Annotated in this window: 13 protein-coding genes; 9 read left to right on the top strand and 4 right to left on the bottom strand. The window is 40.3% G+C overall.

Features of this window, described 5'->3' with window-relative positions:
- The first annotated feature begins 495 nt into the window (after window positions 1-495).
- The 3 genes from LMH66_RS18080 (at window position 496) to LMH66_RS18070 (ending at window position 6111) form a co-directional block, all read left to right on the top strand.
- Entirely contained in the window at window positions 496-4344 is a 3849-nt protein-coding gene (locus LMH66_RS18080) for a S8 family serine peptidase (RefSeq protein ID WP_229372106.1), read from the top strand.
- 362 nt (window positions 4345-4706) lie between these two features.
- Entirely contained in the window at window positions 4707-5120 is a 414-nt protein-coding gene (locus tag LMH66_RS18075) for a DUF6491 family protein (protein ID WP_229372105.1), read from the top strand.
- A gap of 325 nt (window positions 5121-5445) precedes the next feature.
- Window positions 5446-6111: a substrate-binding periplasmic protein gene (locus LMH66_RS18070; RefSeq protein ID WP_229372103.1), complete on the top strand. Its 666-nt coding sequence runs from the start codon at window positions 5446-5448 to the stop codon at window positions 6109-6111.
- Between the two features lie 105 nt (window positions 6112-6216).
- Here the strand turns inward: LMH66_RS18070 and LMH66_RS18065 are convergent, their stop codons facing one another.
- Together LMH66_RS18065 and LMH66_RS18060 are read right to left on the bottom strand one after the other, a co-directional pair.
- Entirely contained in the window at window positions 6217-7737 is a 1521-nt protein-coding gene (locus LMH66_RS18065; protein WP_229372102.1) for a ShlB/FhaC/HecB family hemolysin secretion/activation protein, read from the bottom strand.
- 399 nt (window positions 7738-8136) lie between these two features.
- Entirely contained in the window at window positions 8137-9360 is a 1224-nt protein-coding gene (locus LMH66_RS18060) for a threonine/serine ThrE exporter family protein (protein ID WP_229372100.1), read from the bottom strand.
- 208 nt (window positions 9361-9568) lie between these two features.
- Between LMH66_RS18060 and LMH66_RS18055 the strand changes: the two genes are divergently transcribed.
- The 6 genes from LMH66_RS18055 (at window position 9569) to LMH66_RS18030 (ending at window position 17058) form a co-directional block, all read left to right on the top strand.
- Window positions 9569-9964: an MAPEG family protein gene (locus LMH66_RS18055; protein WP_102527648.1), complete on the top strand. Its 396-nt coding sequence runs from the start codon at window positions 9569-9571 to the stop codon at window positions 9962-9964.
- Between the two features lie 215 nt (window positions 9965-10179).
- Window positions 10180-12528, top strand: a complete 2349-nt coding sequence (locus LMH66_RS18050) for a YgiQ family radical SAM protein (protein WP_229372098.1) — start codon at window positions 10180-10182, stop codon at window positions 12526-12528.
- A gap of 169 nt (window positions 12529-12697) precedes the next feature.
- The gene (locus LMH66_RS18045; RefSeq protein ID WP_229372114.1) at window positions 12698-13246 is read left to right on the top strand and encodes a hypothetical protein; all 549 of its coding nucleotides are present in this window, start codon (window positions 12698-12700) and stop codon (window positions 13244-13246) included.
- 427 nt (window positions 13247-13673) lie between these two features.
- Window positions 13674-14222 carry a TnsA endonuclease N-terminal domain-containing protein gene (locus tag LMH66_RS18040; protein WP_229372096.1) on the top strand — a complete coding sequence of 183 codons (549 nt, stop codon included), beginning with the start codon at window positions 13674-13676 and terminating at the stop codon, window positions 14220-14222.
- A complete protein-coding gene (locus tag LMH66_RS18035; protein ID WP_229372095.1) occupies window positions 14219-16066 on the top strand; it encodes a transposase family protein in 1848 nt (615 codons plus the stop codon). Before LMH66_RS18040 ends, LMH66_RS18035 begins: the two co-directional genes overlap by 4 nt.
- Window positions 16066-17058 (top strand): TniB family NTP-binding protein, encoded by a 993-nt coding sequence (locus LMH66_RS18030; protein WP_229372092.1) that lies wholly within the window; start codon window positions 16066-16068, stop codon window positions 17056-17058. Before LMH66_RS18035 ends, LMH66_RS18030 begins: the two co-directional genes overlap by 1 nt.
- Here LMH66_RS18030 and LMH66_RS18025 read toward each other — a convergent pair.
- Complete coding sequence (locus tag LMH66_RS18025) at window positions 17055-18449, bottom strand: DEAD/DEAH box helicase (protein ID WP_229372090.1); 1395 nt, start codon at window positions 18447-18449, stop codon at window positions 17055-17057. The two genes, LMH66_RS18030 and LMH66_RS18025, sit on opposite strands and share 4 nt — an antisense overlap.
- A 4-nt stretch (window positions 18450-18453) precedes the next feature.
- The gene (locus LMH66_RS18020) at window positions 18454-18978 is read right to left on the bottom strand and encodes a hypothetical protein (protein WP_229372088.1); all 525 of its coding nucleotides are present in this window, start codon (window positions 18976-18978) and stop codon (window positions 18454-18456) included.
- Between the last annotated feature and the right edge of the window lie 184 nt (window positions 18979-19162).

Genomic DNA, 19162 nt, shown 5'->3' with positions numbered 1-19162 from the left:
TATTTTTTTGCTTGAGTAGCCTCTTGCTTCCTCGGCGAGTTAAGTCAGAACTATCCTGCTCAACACTCGTACATAAGGTTTTCATTCAATTGCAGCTAAACCACAAGTTAAACGCTGTTGATTTTGTTTCTTTTATGTTTCATAAAACTTTCAATTGCTTTTAAAACAATAAGATACAGATTGCATTTTTTGAGGTTTCTTTGATGAGTTACCAGATAATTGTCATATTTTTGTGTTAGGAGCCATAATGACTTTTTTTAGTGACAGCTTGATACATATGGATACAAGTGTGGTTTGTAACTGCATGAAAAAAAAGGAATTGAAAGAAAATTGAAGCTTAAATGAAATCGAATAGTCGCCGTATATTTGCCTCGCAATAAATCAATCGAGTATCAAGGTTATAGCAAACAACAACATTCCAATTTGCAGGCTAACACTCAAGATTATCCGCGGTCGGTTTGTGAGATAAATAATAATGATAACGAGGAAGACATTGTGACGTCGATTTATAAAAAGAGCTTAATAGCCGCTGCATTATCTTTAGCTTTCGCCCCTAGTATCAATGCCAATGTTATTGATACTCGAGGGTTGGATACGGATGGAAATGTAACTAACCTGCGCTTAGCTACAACAAGTAAGCGTAATATTGAAAATCTTTATATTGTGCTTTTAGATGATCAGCCATTGGCAACATACCGTGGTGATGTTGATAATTTAGCGGCGACGAGCTTGCTAAGTAATCCAACTAATAGCCGTAAAGGTAATGGCGTATTAAATATTAACAGTGCCGCCAGCCAGAACTATATTCAGTATTTGAAAAGCCAAAGACAACAAACGCTTGCTCAAGCCAAGTCACGATTCAATCGTCAACTCGAAATTAAAAGTGAATACCAAATTGCCTTAAATGGATTTAGTACTGAACTATCAGATAAAGAAGCACAAACGCTTGCTTCAGTTGCTGGGATTAAAAGCGTTAAAAAAGTCGAATTACGTCACATCAATACAGATAGCGGCCCGTCACATATTGAAGCACCAAGTGCATGGGATGGCACTGCAACTGGTGTTAGCAGCATGGGTGAAGGTATCACAGTAGCGATTTTTGATACCGGTATTAATGCAATGCATCCTTCATTTGCTGACGTTGGTGCAGATGGTTATGACCACACTAATCCATTAGGCGAAGGAGTTTACACCGGTGATTGTGCCAAGTCAGAGTTAGCACATTATTGTAATGACAAGCTCATCGGCATTTGGGGGCATCCTGAACTTCTTGCTGATTATACCCCTGAAGGTGACGATTTAATTGCCATAGATCATAACGGCCATGGCTCTCATGTAGCATCAACCACAGCTGGTAATGTGGTTAAAAATGTCCCAGTGTTTAATGCTGTCGGCGAGGAAGCTGAATTTAGCCTAGGCGAAATCAGTGGTGTTGCTCCTCATGCAAATATTATTTCATATCAGGTGTGTGTGGCTGATGGTAGTTGTTGGACTGACATCACTGCTGATGCCGTAGAGCATGCAATTGAGCATGGTGTAAAAGCCATTAACTATTCAATCGGTGGCGGCGCAAGCGATCCATGGAATGATAGCGATGCAATGGCATTTCTAGCAGCACGTGAAGCGGGCATTCATGTTGCTGTGGCAGCGGGCAATGACGGCCCTGGCGCTGAAACTGTTGGCTCTCCGGGTAATGCTCCGTGGTTAACCACCGTAGCGGCTTATACCCATGATCGTAACTTCACAGACAAGGACGTCACCCTAACAGGAGGAGATTACGACTTAGAAGCACTATCAGGTAAAGGAGCGACTAGCGGAATATCAGGGGATATTGTGTTTGCTGGTGACTTTGGGAATGCGGGTTGTCTTGAGCCATTTGATGCAGGCACATTCTCAGATCAAATTGTTGTATGTGAACGTGGTGAAATTGCTCGAGTGAGTAAGGGAACAAATGTGCTTGCTGGTGGTGCAAGTGGGTTAGTGCTTGTTAATGTCACCAGTGTTGATGAAACCGTTGATGCAGATTTACATGTATTACCCGCGATTCATCTGGATATTGACCAGGGTCAGTCGCTCATGGATTGGTTAGCACTAGGTAGTGACCACACCGCCACCATTGGTGCATCAGTGATGGAAAAAGATCCTTCTAAAGCCGATATTGCCGCTTCGTTTACATCTCGCGGTCCAGAATCAATTATGAATCGTTGGTTAACGCCACATATTGCAGCGCCTGGTGTGGCAATTTATGCGGCTAATACTGAATACCAACCTTGGCATGACGACGCTAATAAAAACGAATCACCATTCACCTTCATGGATGGTACATCAATGGCGACACCACATATTACTGGTGCTTATGCCTTGATTGCCGCATTGCGACCTGAATGGACACCTGCGCAGGCTCAGTCAGCGCTAATGCTCAGTGCTGAAACCGATACTTTACTAGAAGATGGCGTGACCCCTTCTGACTTCTTCGTTGCTGGAGCAGGTAGTGCACGTATTAATGCTGCGCTAAATGCCGGTTTATTAATGGACATGTCTCATGACGATTACCTTAATGCAAACCCTGGCTTAGACGGTGTCCCTGAAGACATGAACATAGCATCTGCATTACAAAATGAATGCATGATGGAATGTAATTGGACTCGTACCTTTACAGCTACTGCAGACTCAACTTGGGCTGTGACTGGTTCTTCTGATACAACGGGTATGTCTGTAAGCGCTACACCAAGTAGCTTTACATTAGCAGCGGGTGAAAGTATTACTCTCGATGTGACAGCATCTATTGGTAATGGCTACGCATCAGAATATGGCATGGGGCATTTAGTATTAACCCCAAGCGATAATGGTTTAACACCGTCAAAAATGCCGATTATTGGTAGCTTTGTTGCAGGGAGTTTCCCAAGCGATGTGCAATTATCAACAGCCAAAGATAATGGCAGTGCAGAAATCTCAGGAATTACTACCGTTGGATCAAGTGATTTACAGGTAGGTGTATTTGAATTAGCTGAAGTGGAAGTGATTGAAACGACCATTCCGCGTGATGACAGTGATAACTCATACTGGCCAACTAATGTCTATAATGACCCTAGTAAATATTATTCTCAGTTAATTAATGTGACCCCAAATACTAAACGTATTGTGGCAAGAGTAAAGCATACTAGTTCACCAGATTTAGATATGTATATTGGTCGAGATAGTAACTATAACGGCCGTCCTGATAATGCATTAGAGATGGACCCTCTGATATGTATGAGTGCAACAGAAACTGCTTATGAAGTGTGTGAGATTAATGATCCAGAGCCAGGTTCATATTACGTAACAGTGCATAACTTCGGTGACTTTTCAGCACCTTCAGATGTTGAAGATGAAATGATTTTAGAGCTTGCAATCATTGGTAAAGATGATGGCGCGTTGACAGTAGATTATAAGTCGGAAGTCGGTAGTAATGAAGATATTGAACTGGTGCTAAATTGGAATAAGCCGTTAAAGTCAGACACCTTATATACTACGGTATTGGAGTTAGGTACTGGTGTAGATGTGAAGGACAATATTGGTTTAATGCCTATTGAGCTTTATCGCACTCCAAGTTTTGCTTTTAGTAGTATTGATGTTGATGCTGCCGATACAGGTGATATCGTCACTTTATCTATTGCCTTAACAGATAATATCACTGATGAAGAGCGTACCATTACTGTGTCAGCAACCATTCCACAAGGGTTAAGTATTGATAGTGATAGCCATGAAGGAACACTTGAAGGTGATATGATCAGCTGGGAAATGGTTCAAGCAGCGAATGAAGCTGGGCAAACGATTGTTGTTGCTTTTGATACTCAAGCCATTGTGATGTCGCAAGCATTAACGTTTAACGTGTCTCATCAGTTAGGAGAGCTAAGCTTATCTGATGAGCTTGCTCCAGTGATGCTTGAAGGGATCCCTGTTGCCATGATTAATGGTGCCACTTCGGTGTCATTAACCGCTGATGAGTCTACTAGCGTGACATTAACTGCTGCTGGTAGTACAGCACCAAATACTGACGACGAGCTGACTTACACTTGGACTCAAGTTTCTGGCCCTGAGGTAACCTTTGCTGATGCAACAGCGATGGAAACTGAGCTAACGCTACCTGCCGTTGATGCTGACGGTACGGCAGTAATTGAGCTAGTGGTGAGTAACGGTAATAAAACCGCAGTAGCGGCAGTGGCTAATATTGCCATCACGGCTGAGGTGATTGCACCGACACCAGAGCCTGAATCAGGTTCAGATTCAAGTGGTGGTGCAATGGGAGGATTTATCCTATTAGCAGGTTTATTAGGCTTTAGACGTAAAAAAGCGTCAAAATAAACCGAATCTAAGAGGCATAAACTTGTTACCAAACCGCATCTTTTGATGCGGTTTTTTATTTCTAAGGTTTTGAATACTTACTTGAAAAAGCTTGGCTGTTTTTATGTCAGCGACTTGATATCAAAGATTTTATATCATTGACTTGGCACTTAGTCGGATACAGGAATTCAACTCAATACATCATTAAAAATCTAGTTATGGAATGATGTAATCGCATTAACTTCTTAAAAGTGCATGGAGTGATCTTTTTTCACTATACTCAAATATATATTAAAGGTGCTATTGTTTATTTTCATATAAATGTCATAACGTTAGAGCATGGCGATAGTTAATTAAGTCGATTAAGGTGAAAGGGGATGTTTATGATTAAAAGATTAATACTTATCTGCTCAATGCTGCTACTGACAGCCTGTACAGCATCTGAGTCAGCACAAAAGAAAGCTGCGCTTTATCAATTTGATGAGCTGGTTGAAGTCAATTCAATCGATAATTTTCGTATGGATGGCTGGCGTACTATGGATAACCGAACCGTGTTTGTTGATAGTCGGCCTCGGGAAACATACTTGTTGGTATTAAATGGTGTTGATAGTAATTTGAAGTTTGCTCAAGCCTTAGTGGTATCGTCCAGAATGGGTAAAGTGACTGTCGGCTTTGATAGCGTTATGACAGGATCAGAGCCAAGATCTAGAACTCAGATTAAGAAAATTTATCGCATCGAAAGTAAAGAACAAGAACAGCAAATAAGAGCAAAAATTGAATCATTCTCAGTAAATTAACTAACAGGCTGAAGTATTTTATAAAGTGGTTTCAATGCAGATACATAAACCATACATAAAATGTGGCTTTTTTGTGAATATCTACCACAATATAAGAAGTGATTAGAGTTATAAATAACAGAATTTTCTACTATTTGGTTAGCTTAGGCTATTCTATGATAGCCATGATATACAAACGGAATTGGAGTTCACATTGTCTTTAACAGCTTCACCTACTAATAAAATATTAAGTTTCACATTCGCCTGTTTCAGTTCATCATTGAAAATGACTCAACATATTCAATCTATGGTTATTAAAATCATACTAACGTTGCCAATGATAATCTTGAGCCAACAAACGTTGGCTGAGGACTATCATTTTGTGGGGGTTGAAGGCTCCTCTATTCAAAATATTGGTAAGTTTGTTTTTCAAAAGCTATGCCTTGAACAGCAATTAAATTGTGATGTTGAAATGCTACCTGCCCCACGTGCAGAGCGCAGTATGGTTGCATCACAGGCTGTAGGTGAAGTGATGCGAGTGTGGAGTTACGGTGAAGAACATCCCACCTTTATTAGAGTACCTACGTCTTATTACAGTGTTAAAACGGCAGTGTATGTTCGAACAGGAAGTGACATTAACGTTCAAACCTCCGCAGATTTAAAGGGGCTGACTATAGGAGTGTTAGAAGGCGTTAAGCATAGCCAAAACTTAGCTATTGAGGCAAAAAGTGTGATTAAGGCTTCAACGCCAGAGCAGTTGGTGAACTTGCTTACCAGAAAGCGTGTTGATGCCATAGTGAGCAGTTATGTTGATGGAAAAGCCACCATTGCAGCAATGAATGCTGATAAGATCGTTGAGTTGTCAGCGGTAACAGATACTCATCCTGTGTATATTTATATTCACCCTAACCATGCTGAATTAGCGCCAATTATTGATAATACAATCAACAAGCTTATGGCATCAGGTGAGATGAACAATATTATTTTAGAAGCTGAAAGCAATTCTTTTTAAAATACTGCTTTGTGTTTTACATGTCATGCTCGTGTCATTCTATAATGCTGACTTGTGTAAAGTAGGCATACGCTTATCATTTAATATTTAGCATTAAAGGTTTACCTAGAAGCGGTTTCTAACCTGAAATCGCCATTCCCAATCATCGACATTTTCGCCGTTGGTAAAAGGTACCGCTAAATCAATATGGCCAACACTGCCGTAACTCGATTTAGAAGAATATATCCGAGCACCAATTCCAACACTGCCAATGGGAGTCGTGACTTCATTGTTTGCATCTGTTCCGCCAAAGGCATGCCCCATGTCCACGAAAGTTGCCCAGCCTAATTCGGCTAGCTGATATAAATTAATGTTTGGGTAATACCTGACTTCGCCAGTGACGAGCCATTGATTATCACCGTATTGATAATTATTGGGGTAGCCACGTACGCCGGTGTCATCACCTAAAGCAAATGGCTTATCGAGATAGTTATTTTGTGAGGTCGCAATACGGGTTTTGGCATAGGCTGTCCACTTGGGGTGAATTTTATAAAAGTATTCAGCTTGTGCACTGATGTTATAAAAGTCTTTTTGGCTGGTGTTAAAGCTGGCTTGGCCACTAAAGTTTAGGAGTAGCAGGTTTTTATCTTGTTGATACCCCCTGCTAGAACTCATATTCAGATGGTAGCCTACAGAGGAGTTTTCATCGACATCGTTAGTCTCAATCCCAAGCCGTGCATAATGGCGCCAGCCTAGGTTAAAGTCTTCGTTGTTATTAATAAGATGGATATTAGTAAATACATGATAATCATCTTGTAGGTATTCAAACCCAAGCCAAGGATACATAAAGTCGCGGTCTTGAGGTAAAGCGCCATTTGGAAAAGTGTCACTGGGGGCAAATTGATGCTTGTCTTGGGTGATACCTAGGGTGATCCTTGATAAGTCTGCTTCAGTTTTATTTAACAGCCAACCATAAGATAGAGCGGCATAATCAACATTATGTTCAAATTCATTAATGTCTTCGCCATTTTGCCTTAGGGTATCGAGTCTTTGGTCTGTTAAATACTCAGCAAAATACTGATTTTGACTATCTAGCGAATAAAATGGCTTATTAAAATAAAGATGTACTGCTTGACCGTCACTATTATCATAAATATTGGCTGAAACAGTGGCGTGTTTAATGACTTTAAGGGGCGCGCTAACACCAAATTTATAACCGGTTCTATCAGCATTTGATTGATATTTTAGGCGCGTTTTAATCCCCAGTCCCATGAGGTTATCTTCTTTTATCCCTACTGAATATTTAGTTTCACCGCCGCTTGAGCTTAAGCTAAAAGTGGGGAGTAAAGACCAGTTATCCCAGGTTTCGACAACCACAGTTTGTTCGTGAGTATCGGCATCAGGGGCTTTTTTCGAAGTATATATTTTTGCGTCACGTAAATATGGTTCAGCGCGCAATAGGCGTTGGGATTCTGCAAAGGTTTTCTCGCTGACAACATCACCTTCTTCAAAAGTGAGTTTGTCTAAGATAGTGGGTTCAGTGGTATTAATGTGTAGCCAATTAGCCCAGTGATGGATAAAAAAAGCATCGGGATCGGTTTCATCGAAAATAGCATTACTGACCACGACAATGTTATCGACTGTCATAGGGGTTTGTTGGTTTTTTTCAGCTACCGCTTTTTCTGCTTTTGGCTGCTGGTTAGCATTTGCCGTATGAATGGGCAGAAGGAGTATGCTGGCAACGATAAGTCTCAGTGCGCAATGAGATAAATTTATCGCTATTTGTTTTGTTTTTATTATTAATACCTACCCAATTATTATTAAAGGTGATGCTAATTAAGCTGTTGAGTAAATAGAGGTTTAATCTTGAACCTTGAAATTATTTACCTTTAACAAGTATGGCGGGTATTCAAAGTTTCGCCGATTATTTAAATTAAAATTGAGATTTTTGACAACCTCTGTAAAGCGATAAGAGTCATTGCTCATATTTAGAAGACAAAAAAGGGAGCTAAATGCTCCCTTAATGATCAAGCGCTAACCGTTAAGTTATAAGCTCTTTCTTGGTGGCACAATGACGTTGGCAAAAATCAGCCCTGCGATCAAGGACATGAAAATTAAGAAGACTTGGGTGCCAATATGCGTTTGATCCAGCATGGTTTCACCTGAAATCATCGCATTTAAGCCAATGTAGGTTTTACTTCCGGGCACTAAGATAACGATACCTTGAAGCAGGGCGATAGAAACTGGCGCTTTCATCCAACGAGCATAAAGGTTTGAGTATATGCCAACAGCCAATGCACCGACGAAAATACCAATAGATTCGCCTAAATAAAGGCCACCTAACATGGCTGAAAAATAAGCCACGATACCAGCGCAAATGCCCCATGGTGAATCTTTTATGCGTGCTTTAAAGATGATAACTAATGCCATTGATAATAGCGGAACAGCCGCCCAAGAGGCGTAGCGAGGCAAGGCATCTGGTTCAATATATACTGACTCACCGAACATCACTTTACCCAGTGTCATTCCAAGCACGGCGCCAAAATACAGTTTAAATAACAGCATTATCGCATCCATGATGCGCGCGGTTCCTGATATTAAATCGCGAGCAGCAAGCTCAGCAAGACCGAGTGTTAACGCTAAACCGGGCACAAAAATAATGATGCCAGATAAAATCACCACCGGAATATTGATGCTTGGGTCAATCACAGCAGCAATGCCGCAGGTTAAAATTGCACAAACAACCGCGGCTAACGGTTCGAGCATTTCTGCAACACGCTTAGATCTTTCAGCCCAAAAAACCAAACCGTAAACAAGTAATCCGAGCATGCCTGACCAAAATACGTCATTCCAGCTGGTATCCATCAGCATGGCAAAAGCACCCGCACTAATGCCAAATGACATTAGGGTAAGTCCATGACCATATGGATTAGGTTTATTGCTGATTTCTTCTAATCGGTCTAATGCTTCAGACAGTGTGCGTTGACCCGTGCTGAGTTCTTCAACTAAATCGAACGTACGTGCCAAAGAGCCTAAATCCAAGTCGCCAGGTTTCACTCGCGCAACATGATTATATTCTTGCTCGGTGTCATGTTGGAGTACGAATGTCATAGAGGTTGGCGATATTAAAAAATAACCCTCAATTCCCAGTGTAGAAGACACGGTTTGAAGATGAGATTCTAACCGATAAGCTGGGGTACCAAACTTGTGCAGCGCTTTGCCTAATCTTATGATAAATCTGCGTTTTTCAATGAAGTTGTCATCGTTCATTTGGCGTTGGTCACTCTAGTTAACATCGGTAGTGGGTCATTGGCGCGAATAGTAACCGAAATGGGGGTGGCTGAATACCTTCAAATCATCAAATCTTTGTTAAAAATGTGATAATTCCATTTTGGCTCAATCTGTATAGAATGAATACTCCATTGTAGTCACTAAATGGCTTTATGCTGTAAAAAATAACAATAAGGAAATATCGAACATGTCATTGATGATTTCAGGCTTTTACGCAAGTATCACAGCGTTATTAGCCATTGGGCTATCGATACGAGTGATTAAACAAAGACGACTTAACAAAGTCGGTATCGGCACTGGTGGCAATAGCGATTTAGCCTTAGCAAAACGAGTACACGAGAACCTACTTGAAAACGCACCTATGGTGCTGATTTTGTTCTTGCTGGCAGAATATAATGGTTTGTCTGCGGCACTATTACATTGTTTTGGTACGGTTTGGATTGTGGCGCGGTTATTACATGCTATCGGACTGACAGCAGGAAAAGGCGGCGTGCATTTTGGACGGATCTGGGGTGTTTTACTGACTTGGGTGGTGACTATCGGCTTAGCGATTGTAAATATTGGTTTTTTTATCGGTTTATAAGATAGTTAAGCAGCAAAATTTATAAAGTCATTGTTTTTAATAAGGTTATATTATTATCCTAAAACAACAAAAACACCATAATTGGTGTTTTTTTAGTCACACTTGCTGTGGCGTAACTGCTATACTCCGCCTCCAGAAAAAAGTTGGGTGAGTTGAACTAAACTTGATGTAGTGCAACTCACCAGATTGATGATGTTTTAATGTAGGCAAATCTCATGCAAGTTGAATCCACGTTATTTAATTACCCAAGATACTGGGCCGAATGCTATGGCACGGCGCCGTTTCTTCCTATGTCTCGAAAAGAGATGGATCAACTTGGTTGGGATAGTTGCGACATTATCATTGTCAGCGGCGACGCTTATGTCGACCATCCAAGCTTTGGTATGGCTGTTATTGGTCGTATGCTCGAAGCCCAAGGTTTCCGTGTTGGTATTATTTGTCAGCCTGACTGGTCGAATAAAAACGACTTTATGAAGCTAGGCCGCCCGAATTTATTTTTCGGTGTTACCGCAGGCAACATGGACTCGATGATTAACCGTTACACTGCCGATCGCCGTATTCGCAGTGATGATGCTTACACCCCAAATGATGAAGGCGGTAAACGTCCAGATCGCGCAGTGACTGTTTACACCCAGCGCTGTAAAGAAGCCTTTAAAGAAGTGCCAGTAGTTATTGGTGGTATTGAGGCAAGCTTGCGCCGTATCGCCCATTATGATTATTGGTCTGACAAAGTGCGTCGTAGTGTCATTTTCGATGCCAAAGCCGATATCTTGATATACGGTAATGCCGAGCGTCCGCTAGTGGAAGTGGCTCATCGCATTGCTAACGGCGAGAAAATGGCCGATTTACACGATATTCGTGGTACAGCCGTCATTCGTCACGAGCCATTGCCGGGCTGGAAAGGCATGGATTCTCGCAAGCTCGACCAACTGCATAAAATCGATCCAATTCCTAACCCCTATGGCGCGGATGATGTGGGTTGTGAAAAGCTTTCTGGCCCAACAGATAAGAAAATTTTTGACAATGATGCGCCTAAAGCCATCAGTGTCCAGCCTGCAAGACCAAAGCCATGGGAAAAAACCTATGTGTTGCTGCCAGCATATGAAAAGGTGGCTGACGATAAATTTTTGTATGCCCATGCTTCGCGTATTTTACATCAAGAGCAAAACCCAGGTTGTGCTCGGGCATTATTCCAAGCCCAAGGTAACCGCTCTGTATGGGTAAACCCGCCAGCATGGCCACTTAATACCGATGAAATGGATGCGGTATTTGATTTACCGTATCAGCGTGTGCCGCATCCAAGTTATGGTAAAGCGGTCATTCCAGCTTATGACATGATTAAAACCTCGATTAACATTATGCGAGGTTGTTTTGGTGGCTGTTCATTCTGTTCTATTACAGAGCATGAAGGACGGATTATTCAAAGCCGCTCGCAAGAGTCAATCATCAAAGAAATCAAAGATATTCAAGAAAAAGTGCCAGGTTTTACCGGGGTTATTTCTGACTTAGGCGGCCCTACAGCCAACATGTATCGTTTGGGCTGTACCAGTGTTAAGGCTGAAACCACGTGTCGTCGTTTATCTTGTGTTTATCCGAGTATTTGCGGCCATTTAGGTACAGACCATAAACACACCATTGATTTATACCGCGCAGCTCGTGATGTCCCTGGGATTAAAAAGGTCTTAATTGCATCTGGTGTGCGTTACGATTTAGCCACTGAAGATCCGCGCTACGTTAAAGAGTTAGCCAAACATCATGTGGGTGGTTATTTAAAAATTGCTCCTGAGCATACCGAAGATGGCCCATTAAGTAAGATGATGAAGCCGGGTATGGGCAGTTATCATAAATTCAAAGAGTTATTTGATTTTTACTCGAAAGAAGCGGGTAAAAAACAGTACCTGATCCCGTATTTTATCTCGGCGCATCCAGGTACAACTGATGAAGATATGTTGAACTTGGCGCTTTGGCTGAAATCAGAAAAATTCAAGCTTGATCAAGTACAAAACTTCTACCCATCGCCAATGGCGAATGCCACTACGATTTATCATACTGAGCTGAACTCGCTCAAAAATGTAAAACATACCAGTGAAGAAGTCACCGTGCCTAAAAAGGGTCGTCAACGTCGCTTACATAAAGCATTACTGCGTTATCACGACCCAGCAGGTTGGCCACTTATTCGTGAAGCGCTGGTTGCTATGGGCAAAGAGCACTTAATTGGTAATGGCGTGCAGCATATCGTACCGCCAGAGTCGCGCAATGAACGTCAAAGTTATCGAAATGGTAAAGGTGGCGGTAAGAATGATGGCAGTAAAAAAGCTTTCACTCGGTTCTCGGGTAATCAGTTTGATGATAGAAAGTCATCAGGTAAAAAGCCAACTGCTGCGAATAAAGCCAAGGCAGCAGGTGAAGGTCAAGGCAAAGATAACACTGCGGGCAAAGCAAAAACGGGATGGTCGCAAAAAAAAAAGCCATTCGGATCTAAAAGTTCAGGCCCATCAAAAGGGGCTAACAATGGCGCTAACTCCAGCCATAAGCAAGGTAAACGACCAGCTAAAGCGAAATAAAGCCTGATAGCTAGTCATGAGTCTCATATAAAAACCGTCTTTGCAGGCGGTTTTTTTTCAGGTTAAATTAAACAATCACTGTTATTGTGGTGTGTTAATAAAAGTTAATTGATCGATACCAAAAGGAATAATAATGAAAAAAATATTGGTCGCTGGTGTAATCAGCAGCATGGTGCCTGCGATGGCTATGGCTCATGCCTCTAAAGAAAACCCACAGCATCAATATTTTGATGCCATTGCTGCCCATTGCGGTAAAGCGTTCGCAGGTGAAGTGACCGCAGGTAATGAAGCTGACTCAGCATTCAGCAACAAAGCATTGGTTATGCATGTTCGTGAATGCAGCGATACAGAACTTAAAATCCCATTTCATGTGGGTGATGATCACTCGCGTACCTGGGTTATTACTAAAACAGAGACTGGCTTGCGCTTAAAGCATGATCATCGCCATGAAGATGGCACTGAAGACAAAGTGACTATGTACGGCGGTGATACTGCTGATATGGGCACAGCAACACAGCAATCATTTCCTGTTGACCAAGAGTCGATTGATAACTTTAACGAAAATGGTTTAACAGCTTCAGTAACTAACGTGTGGCACATGTATATTGAACCTGAGACGTTTACTTATCGTTTAACACGCGAAAACCGTGATTTTAGAGTCGATTTTGACTTAACTAAGCCAGTGGCATTACCGCCAACGCCTTGGGGTCATGAGTAACCGTTGCTTAAAGCATAAGCCTGCATAAATGACATCATAGGCAGCTAAAACACGCGAAAATCGTGACTTAAAAGTCGATTTTGATACTCCTGCCGAAAGGCAGTAAAACCTCTTCTTGCTTTGTGTGAGAAGAGTGTCGCTGAAAGCATACATTGACATAAGATAACCATAGTCTGACAAATTTAAAGCATAGTTTGACATAAAATGATATTTTGTATTTTAACTACATAATTCAATTTCATACAAATCAATTGCTTGAGTTAAAAATTAAAGCATAGCCTGACAAATTTGACAAAATATCGAGCAACTGTACACTAAATGTACATAAGTTGCTCGAGTTTTGCGCATGTATATTCGGAATTTACGTAAGCCTTCACCCAATAAAAACGTCTTTAAATTCGCGAGTGCAAAAGTGAGCGAAACGATAATGTGTGAAAGCACATTGGAGTTCGATGCATGTTTTCACCATGAATATAATGAGACTATTGAGGATTTTGGCAGTCAGCCTGAAGGGTTTTATTACTATTTTGAGGGTAAAAGATTACCTTATACACCAGACGCGATACTTCACTATATTGATGGGACGACAAAGTTTCATGAATATAAACCTTACAGTAAGACATTCGATCCAGTTTTTAGAGCAAAGTTTGTAGCTAAAAAAGAGGCTGCTCGGGTATTTGGTACTGAGCTTATACTTGTTACAGATAAGCAAATTCGTGTAAATCCAATCTTAAATAATCTCAAATTATTGCACCGGTATTCCGGTATCTATGGTGTTAGTGATATTCAACTTGAATTGCTTCAATTGATTAAAAAATCTGGAATAATTCAACTAGATGATGTTGCGGCTGAATATGAACTTTCAATCGGTGAAACACGCTCTTTTCTTTATTCGTTAATGAATAAAGGATTGATAAAAGCAGATTTGAATCAAGATGACCTAACTTGCAACCCATCTATTTGGTGTAATGCATGATGAACTTTGAAGATGAGTTTACAGAGTCTGCATCTGTCAAAAAGCCTGAACCCCCTGCTCAATACGTCAAGCTAGATGATTCAAAATTAGTTAAGCGCGATCTTGATACTTTTCCTGACTTCCTTAAAGAAAAAGCGCTCGATAAATACAAGCTAATTAGCTTTATTGAGCAGGCAAATTCAGGGGGCTGGACGCAAAAAAAACTAGATCCAATTCTTGATAAACTATTTGAAGGTAATGTAGACAAGCGGCCTAATTGGCGTACCGTGGTTCGTTGGCGCAAGAGTTATATAGATAGTAATGGTGATTTAGCTTCTTTGGTTGTTAAGCGTCATAAAATGGGCAACCGAAATAAGCGAGTAGAAGGCGATGAGGTATTTTTTGAGCGAGCATTATCTCGTTTTCTAGATGCCAAAAGACCGAAAGTGACAACTGCCTACCAGTACTATAAAGATTCCATCACTATTGAGAATGAAACAATTGTGGATGGGAAAATCCCTATTATCTCCTATACAGCTTTCAATCAAAGAATAAAGTCACTACCACCTTATCCAATAGCTGTCGCTAGGCATGGTAAGTTCAAAGCTGATCAGTGGTTTGCATATTGCTCTTCTCATATACCGCCCACTCGGATTTTAGAACGGGTAGAAATAGATCATACTCCACTTGATTTAATCCTTCTCGATGATGAACTACTGCTCCCCCTTGGAAGACCCTACCTGACTTTAATTGTAGATGTTTTTAGCAATTGTGTTTTAGGCTTTCATTTGAGTTATAAAGCTCCTTCTTATGTTTCAGCTGCTAAAGCGATTGTGCATGCGATAAAGCCTAAAACTCTGGGTAATGTCGGAATAGAGCTTCAAAATGATTGGCCTTGTTATGGTAAATTCGAAACTTTGGTTGTTGATAATGGAGCAGAGTTTTGGTCAAAGAGTTTAGACCATGCTTGTAAAGAAGCAGGTATCAATATTCAATATAACCCGGTTCGTAAGCCATGGTTAAAGCCGTTTGTTGAGCGTTTCTTTGGCATGATTAATCAATATTTTTTAACCGAAATCCCAGGGAAAACGTTTTCAAATATTCTAGAGAAAGAGGACTACAAACCTGAAAAAGACGCCATTATGCGTTTTTCAGTATTTGTCGAAGAATTTCATCGTTGGATTGTTGATATTTACCATCAGGACTCAGACTCTCGTGATACACGTATACCAATAAAGCAGTGGCAGCATGGTTTTGATATATATCCACCGTTAAAGATGGGCGTAGAGGATGAAGAGCGTTTTAATGTGCTGATGGGTATCACTGATGAAAGAACGCTAACTCGAAATGGTTTTAAATTCGAAGAGTTGATGTATGACTCCACCGCATTGGCTGATTATCGTAAGCACTATCCACAAACGAAAGGCTCTATAAAAAAACTCATTAAGATAGACCCTGATGATCTCTCTAATATCCAAGTTTACCTAGAAGAGTTAGAGGGCTACCTCAAAGTACCTTGTACTGATACTACTGGGTATGCTAATGGTTTGAGCCTTCACGAACATAAAGTAACTAAGAAGATTAACCGTGAAATTATACGCGAGAGTAAGGATAATTTAGGTTTAGCTAAAGCTAGAATGGCAATCCATGCTCGAGTACAGCAAGAGCAAGAAACCTTTAATGAATCTAAAACTAAAGCCACACTCTCTGGAGTTAAGAAGAAAGCTCAACTAGCTGATATTAGCTCAACAGGTAAATCCACAATAGTCCTCCCCAAAAGTGAACCGCAGAAGTTAATTAGCTGCAATCAAGTAGAGGCAGAGATGGAAGATGATGATTGGGATATGGATTTGGAAGGATATTGATGACTAAATTGACGCCTCAACAGGACACAGCACTTAAAGAGTTTGGGCTTTGTTTTATTGAACTTCCCATAGTGTCAGAAACGTTTAAAGATTTTGATGATCTAAGATTCAATAGAGATTATCAATCAGATCCTCAATGTATGATGCTTACTGGTGAAACAGGATCAGGTAAAACACGTTTGATCCAAGAGTATCGGCGAAGAGTGAATGCTAATAGTGGCTTTAGGCATTCAGATGTTCCTGTGCTCATTACAAATATTTCGAGTAATAAGGGATTAAAAAATACTTTAGTACAAATATTGTCAGATTTAGATACTTTTGGATGTCACCAAAAAAAACGTGGCATGAAAGCCGACTTGACCAAAAAAGTGGTGCAAAATTTAACAGCAGCTAATGTTGAATTACTTATCATTAATGAATTTCATGATTTAATTAAGTTTAAAAGTTACCAAGAGATCCAGATAATTACGAGTGCACTAAAATTCATTAGTGAAGAAGCAAATATACCTATTGTATTAGTAGGAATGCCTTGGATGAAAGATATAATTAATGATTCTGAATGGGGGTCTAGACTTCGGCGCAGGAAGCACTTGGAATATTTTAGTTATATACGTAAAGAAGATCGTGAACATTTTAGATTCCTTTTGGTTGGCTTTTCAAAAAGAATGTCGTTTGATACACGTCCGGTTTTGCATAGCAAAGAATTAACTCGAGCGCTCTTTGCTGTTTGTCGAGGGGAATTTAGGCAACTCATGGTCTTTCTATATGAAGCTTGTAAAATGGCGCTTCTGAATGAAGAACCTACTCTAAATAGAAAAATACTTGCTAAAACTTTTGAGAAACTAGGCTGTGAACACTTAAGTTCAAACCCATTTACTATAAAGTTTAAGGAAATTCCTATTCCAGTGCTGTCAATCCCTTCAAGGTATAACCCAAATGCTCTAGAAGAGAAAGATGAAATTATTGATAGGGTGTTTGAATATACCTATTAATGTAAATAAGCATCAAACATCCTTACGATTTGCTCTTTGTACCCGCCTAATAGGGCTAAGTTATAGTCATTCTCTTCCTCAATATTAGACTTATTTGAAGCAGTACTCTGTTCGATTGATAGCGATAAGCTAGAGAATTTTAGATTTTCATCTTCATCTTGCTCAACTTCGACATAGTTTGAATTATTTGCTAATGCTAAATTGATTGGTAGCCGTGCTTTTTGACTTGTAATCACAGGCATCTCGGGAAGGTCTTGACCGATGCGGTGTGCAAACTCACTAAGATTAGCTTCAGCTAATGTGAATAACCAAGCTTGTTGCTCTTTACCGGAAGTGACTCGCAAAATCCGACCTAACACCTGGCGATAATGCATTTCAGTTTTGATACTACTTAGGTGACAGCAAACCTGTAGCCTCGGAATATCGGTACCTTCTGAGATCATGCCAACACTCACTATCCATTGAGTATCGTTTTCTCTAAAGGTTTTAATTGTTCCTGAGGGATTTTTAAATTTGGATGTAACGATACATGCCGTCTGCTGAAAGTTGGCAATGAGCATTTGATGGAGCTTTTTAGCATGTTTAATCGATGTAGCAACGATAAGCCCGCCAGCAAGTGGATTGCTTTTGCGAATATCTTCTAGCTTACTGACGCCTTGTTTAAGTAAGTAATGTGTGACTTGTTGATTGTTTAATAATGAGCGATAACTGTAACTAGAGCCTTCTAAAAGTGCCGCAATAGAAGTAAATGTTTCTGATTTTTCATTGTTATCTAATTTAATTTCTTCATTGTCGATGAGTGTAATATGTGGCTGTCGGCATACTCCCTCAGCAATAGCTTTCCTTAAGCCATAAATAAAATCACAATGAACCGTATTATCTGGTTCGGTAAATCGCGATAGTACAATCGGTGCAGAATCTGAACGCCAAGGCGTACCAGAAAGGGCTAATGTATATCTGGCCTTATTTTGGATATTGAGCAGAACTTCTTCCCCCCAAGCATTGGCATCATTAAGTTCAACTCCTTTCAAATGATGCACCTCATCCATAATAACTAAAACGTTATGGCTATTTAGAAGTTGCCAGAAATCCGCTGTCAAAGAGGGCATAGATTGGTAAGTATAAACACTGCCAATTGCTCCAATTAAGCCATCAAAACGTTTTTTTAATCGTCGAGAAAATGTAGAACGGATACTTTCATTAACTTCAGACGATGGTGAGAAGCAAAGAACAAAATCAATAGACCCCTGTTCAATGAGTCTTGCTGATAGCTCTGCAGCCATTACCGTTTTACCTGCTCCAGGCGTCGCTAAGCACATAAAGTGACTTTGAGATTGATATAACTCTAGGGCCTTTTTAACGCAGTCTTGCTGCCAATGTCTTAACTTCACGATATTAACTCTCTAAGGTCTTGATACAGGCTTCTATGGCTTTAATCTTACCTACCATTGATGAGCCTTGGTTGCGCGCATGCATATAGCGGGAGTACAAGTTTGCTTTTGTTTCAGGGAACTCATTGAAAAGCCGTTTGAACTCTTCAGCTTCACCAATGTGGCTCAGTAGATCAATTTGATATTGATTGAGTGTAGCTTTTAGTTTTATTAGCTTGGGAGTGCAGTCATTAACAACCGGTGTTTTAGGAGAGGAATTGCGCGGCACTGTGGTGCAGAAACAGCTTTCATCAAACATGGAAGTTTTGATAAATGAAACCTTTTTCCCATCAGTCTGTTTTTCTAGAAAACCAACGCTACATAGCTTACTCAGTGCTCTATGCACTATTTGGCTTGCATCTTTGTTTTTTGTGCCAGGTAATTCTTCTATAAACATTTTTTTTAATTCAATTGCAGAAAATTGAGTAAGAGTTTTACTTTTCAGCAGCTTGATAAGTATTTTGTGTAATCGGATTTTTGACTGGTTCATTTGGCTTGCCAATTGTTAATGATTTCAATGTGTAATGAGCTGTTGCGTGACTTATAAATAATTAATACCGCTCATTATTTCTTTCAATGCCTGTTCATATTTCAACGAAATTGGTTAAAACTTGACAATGCAGCTTAAAAAGCTAAGGATTCCTTAGTATACCTTAAGTGAAAAAACTAAGACA

Source organism: Shewanella sp. 10N.7 (assembly GCF_020806285.1).
GTDB lineage: Bacteria > Pseudomonadota > Gammaproteobacteria > Enterobacterales > Shewanellaceae > Shewanella > Shewanella electrodiphila.
Note: the sequence above shows the minus strand (reverse complement) of the source record. Positions and strands in the feature narration are given on the sequence as shown.

Excerpts from the sequence above, each read along its gene's own strand:
- LMH66_RS18075 (WP_229372105.1), top strand. The coding sequence starts at position 4,707 with ATGATTAAAAGATTAATACTTATCTGCTCAATGCTGCTACTGACAGCC.
- LMH66_RS18065 (WP_229372102.1), bottom strand. The coding sequence starts at position 7,737 with ATGACAGTCGATAACATTGTCGTGGTCAGTAATGCTATTTTCGATGAA.
- LMH66_RS18060 (WP_229372100.1), bottom strand. The coding sequence starts at position 9,360 with ATGAACGATGACAACTTCATTGAAAAACGCAGATTTATCATAAGATTA.
- LMH66_RS18055 (WP_102527648.1), top strand. The coding sequence starts at position 9,569 with ATGTCATTGATGATTTCAGGCTTTTACGCAAGTATCACAGCGTTATTA.
- LMH66_RS18050 (WP_229372098.1), top strand. The coding sequence starts at position 10,180 with ATGCAAGTTGAATCCACGTTATTTAATTACCCAAGATACTGGGCCGAA.
- LMH66_RS18045 (WP_229372114.1), top strand. The coding sequence starts at position 12,698 with ATGGTGCCTGCGATGGCTATGGCTCATGCCTCTAAAGAAAACCCACAG.
- LMH66_RS18040 (WP_229372096.1), top strand. The coding sequence starts at position 13,674 with ATGTGTGAAAGCACATTGGAGTTCGATGCATGTTTTCACCATGAATAT.
- LMH66_RS18035 (WP_229372095.1), top strand. The coding sequence starts at position 14,219 with ATGATGAACTTTGAAGATGAGTTTACAGAGTCTGCATCTGTCAAAAAG.
- LMH66_RS18030 (WP_229372092.1), top strand. The coding sequence starts at position 16,066 with ATGACTAAATTGACGCCTCAACAGGACACAGCACTTAAAGAGTTTGGG.
- LMH66_RS18020 (WP_229372088.1), bottom strand. The coding sequence starts at position 18,978 with ATGAACCAGTCAAAAATCCGATTACACAAAATACTTATCAAGCTGCTG.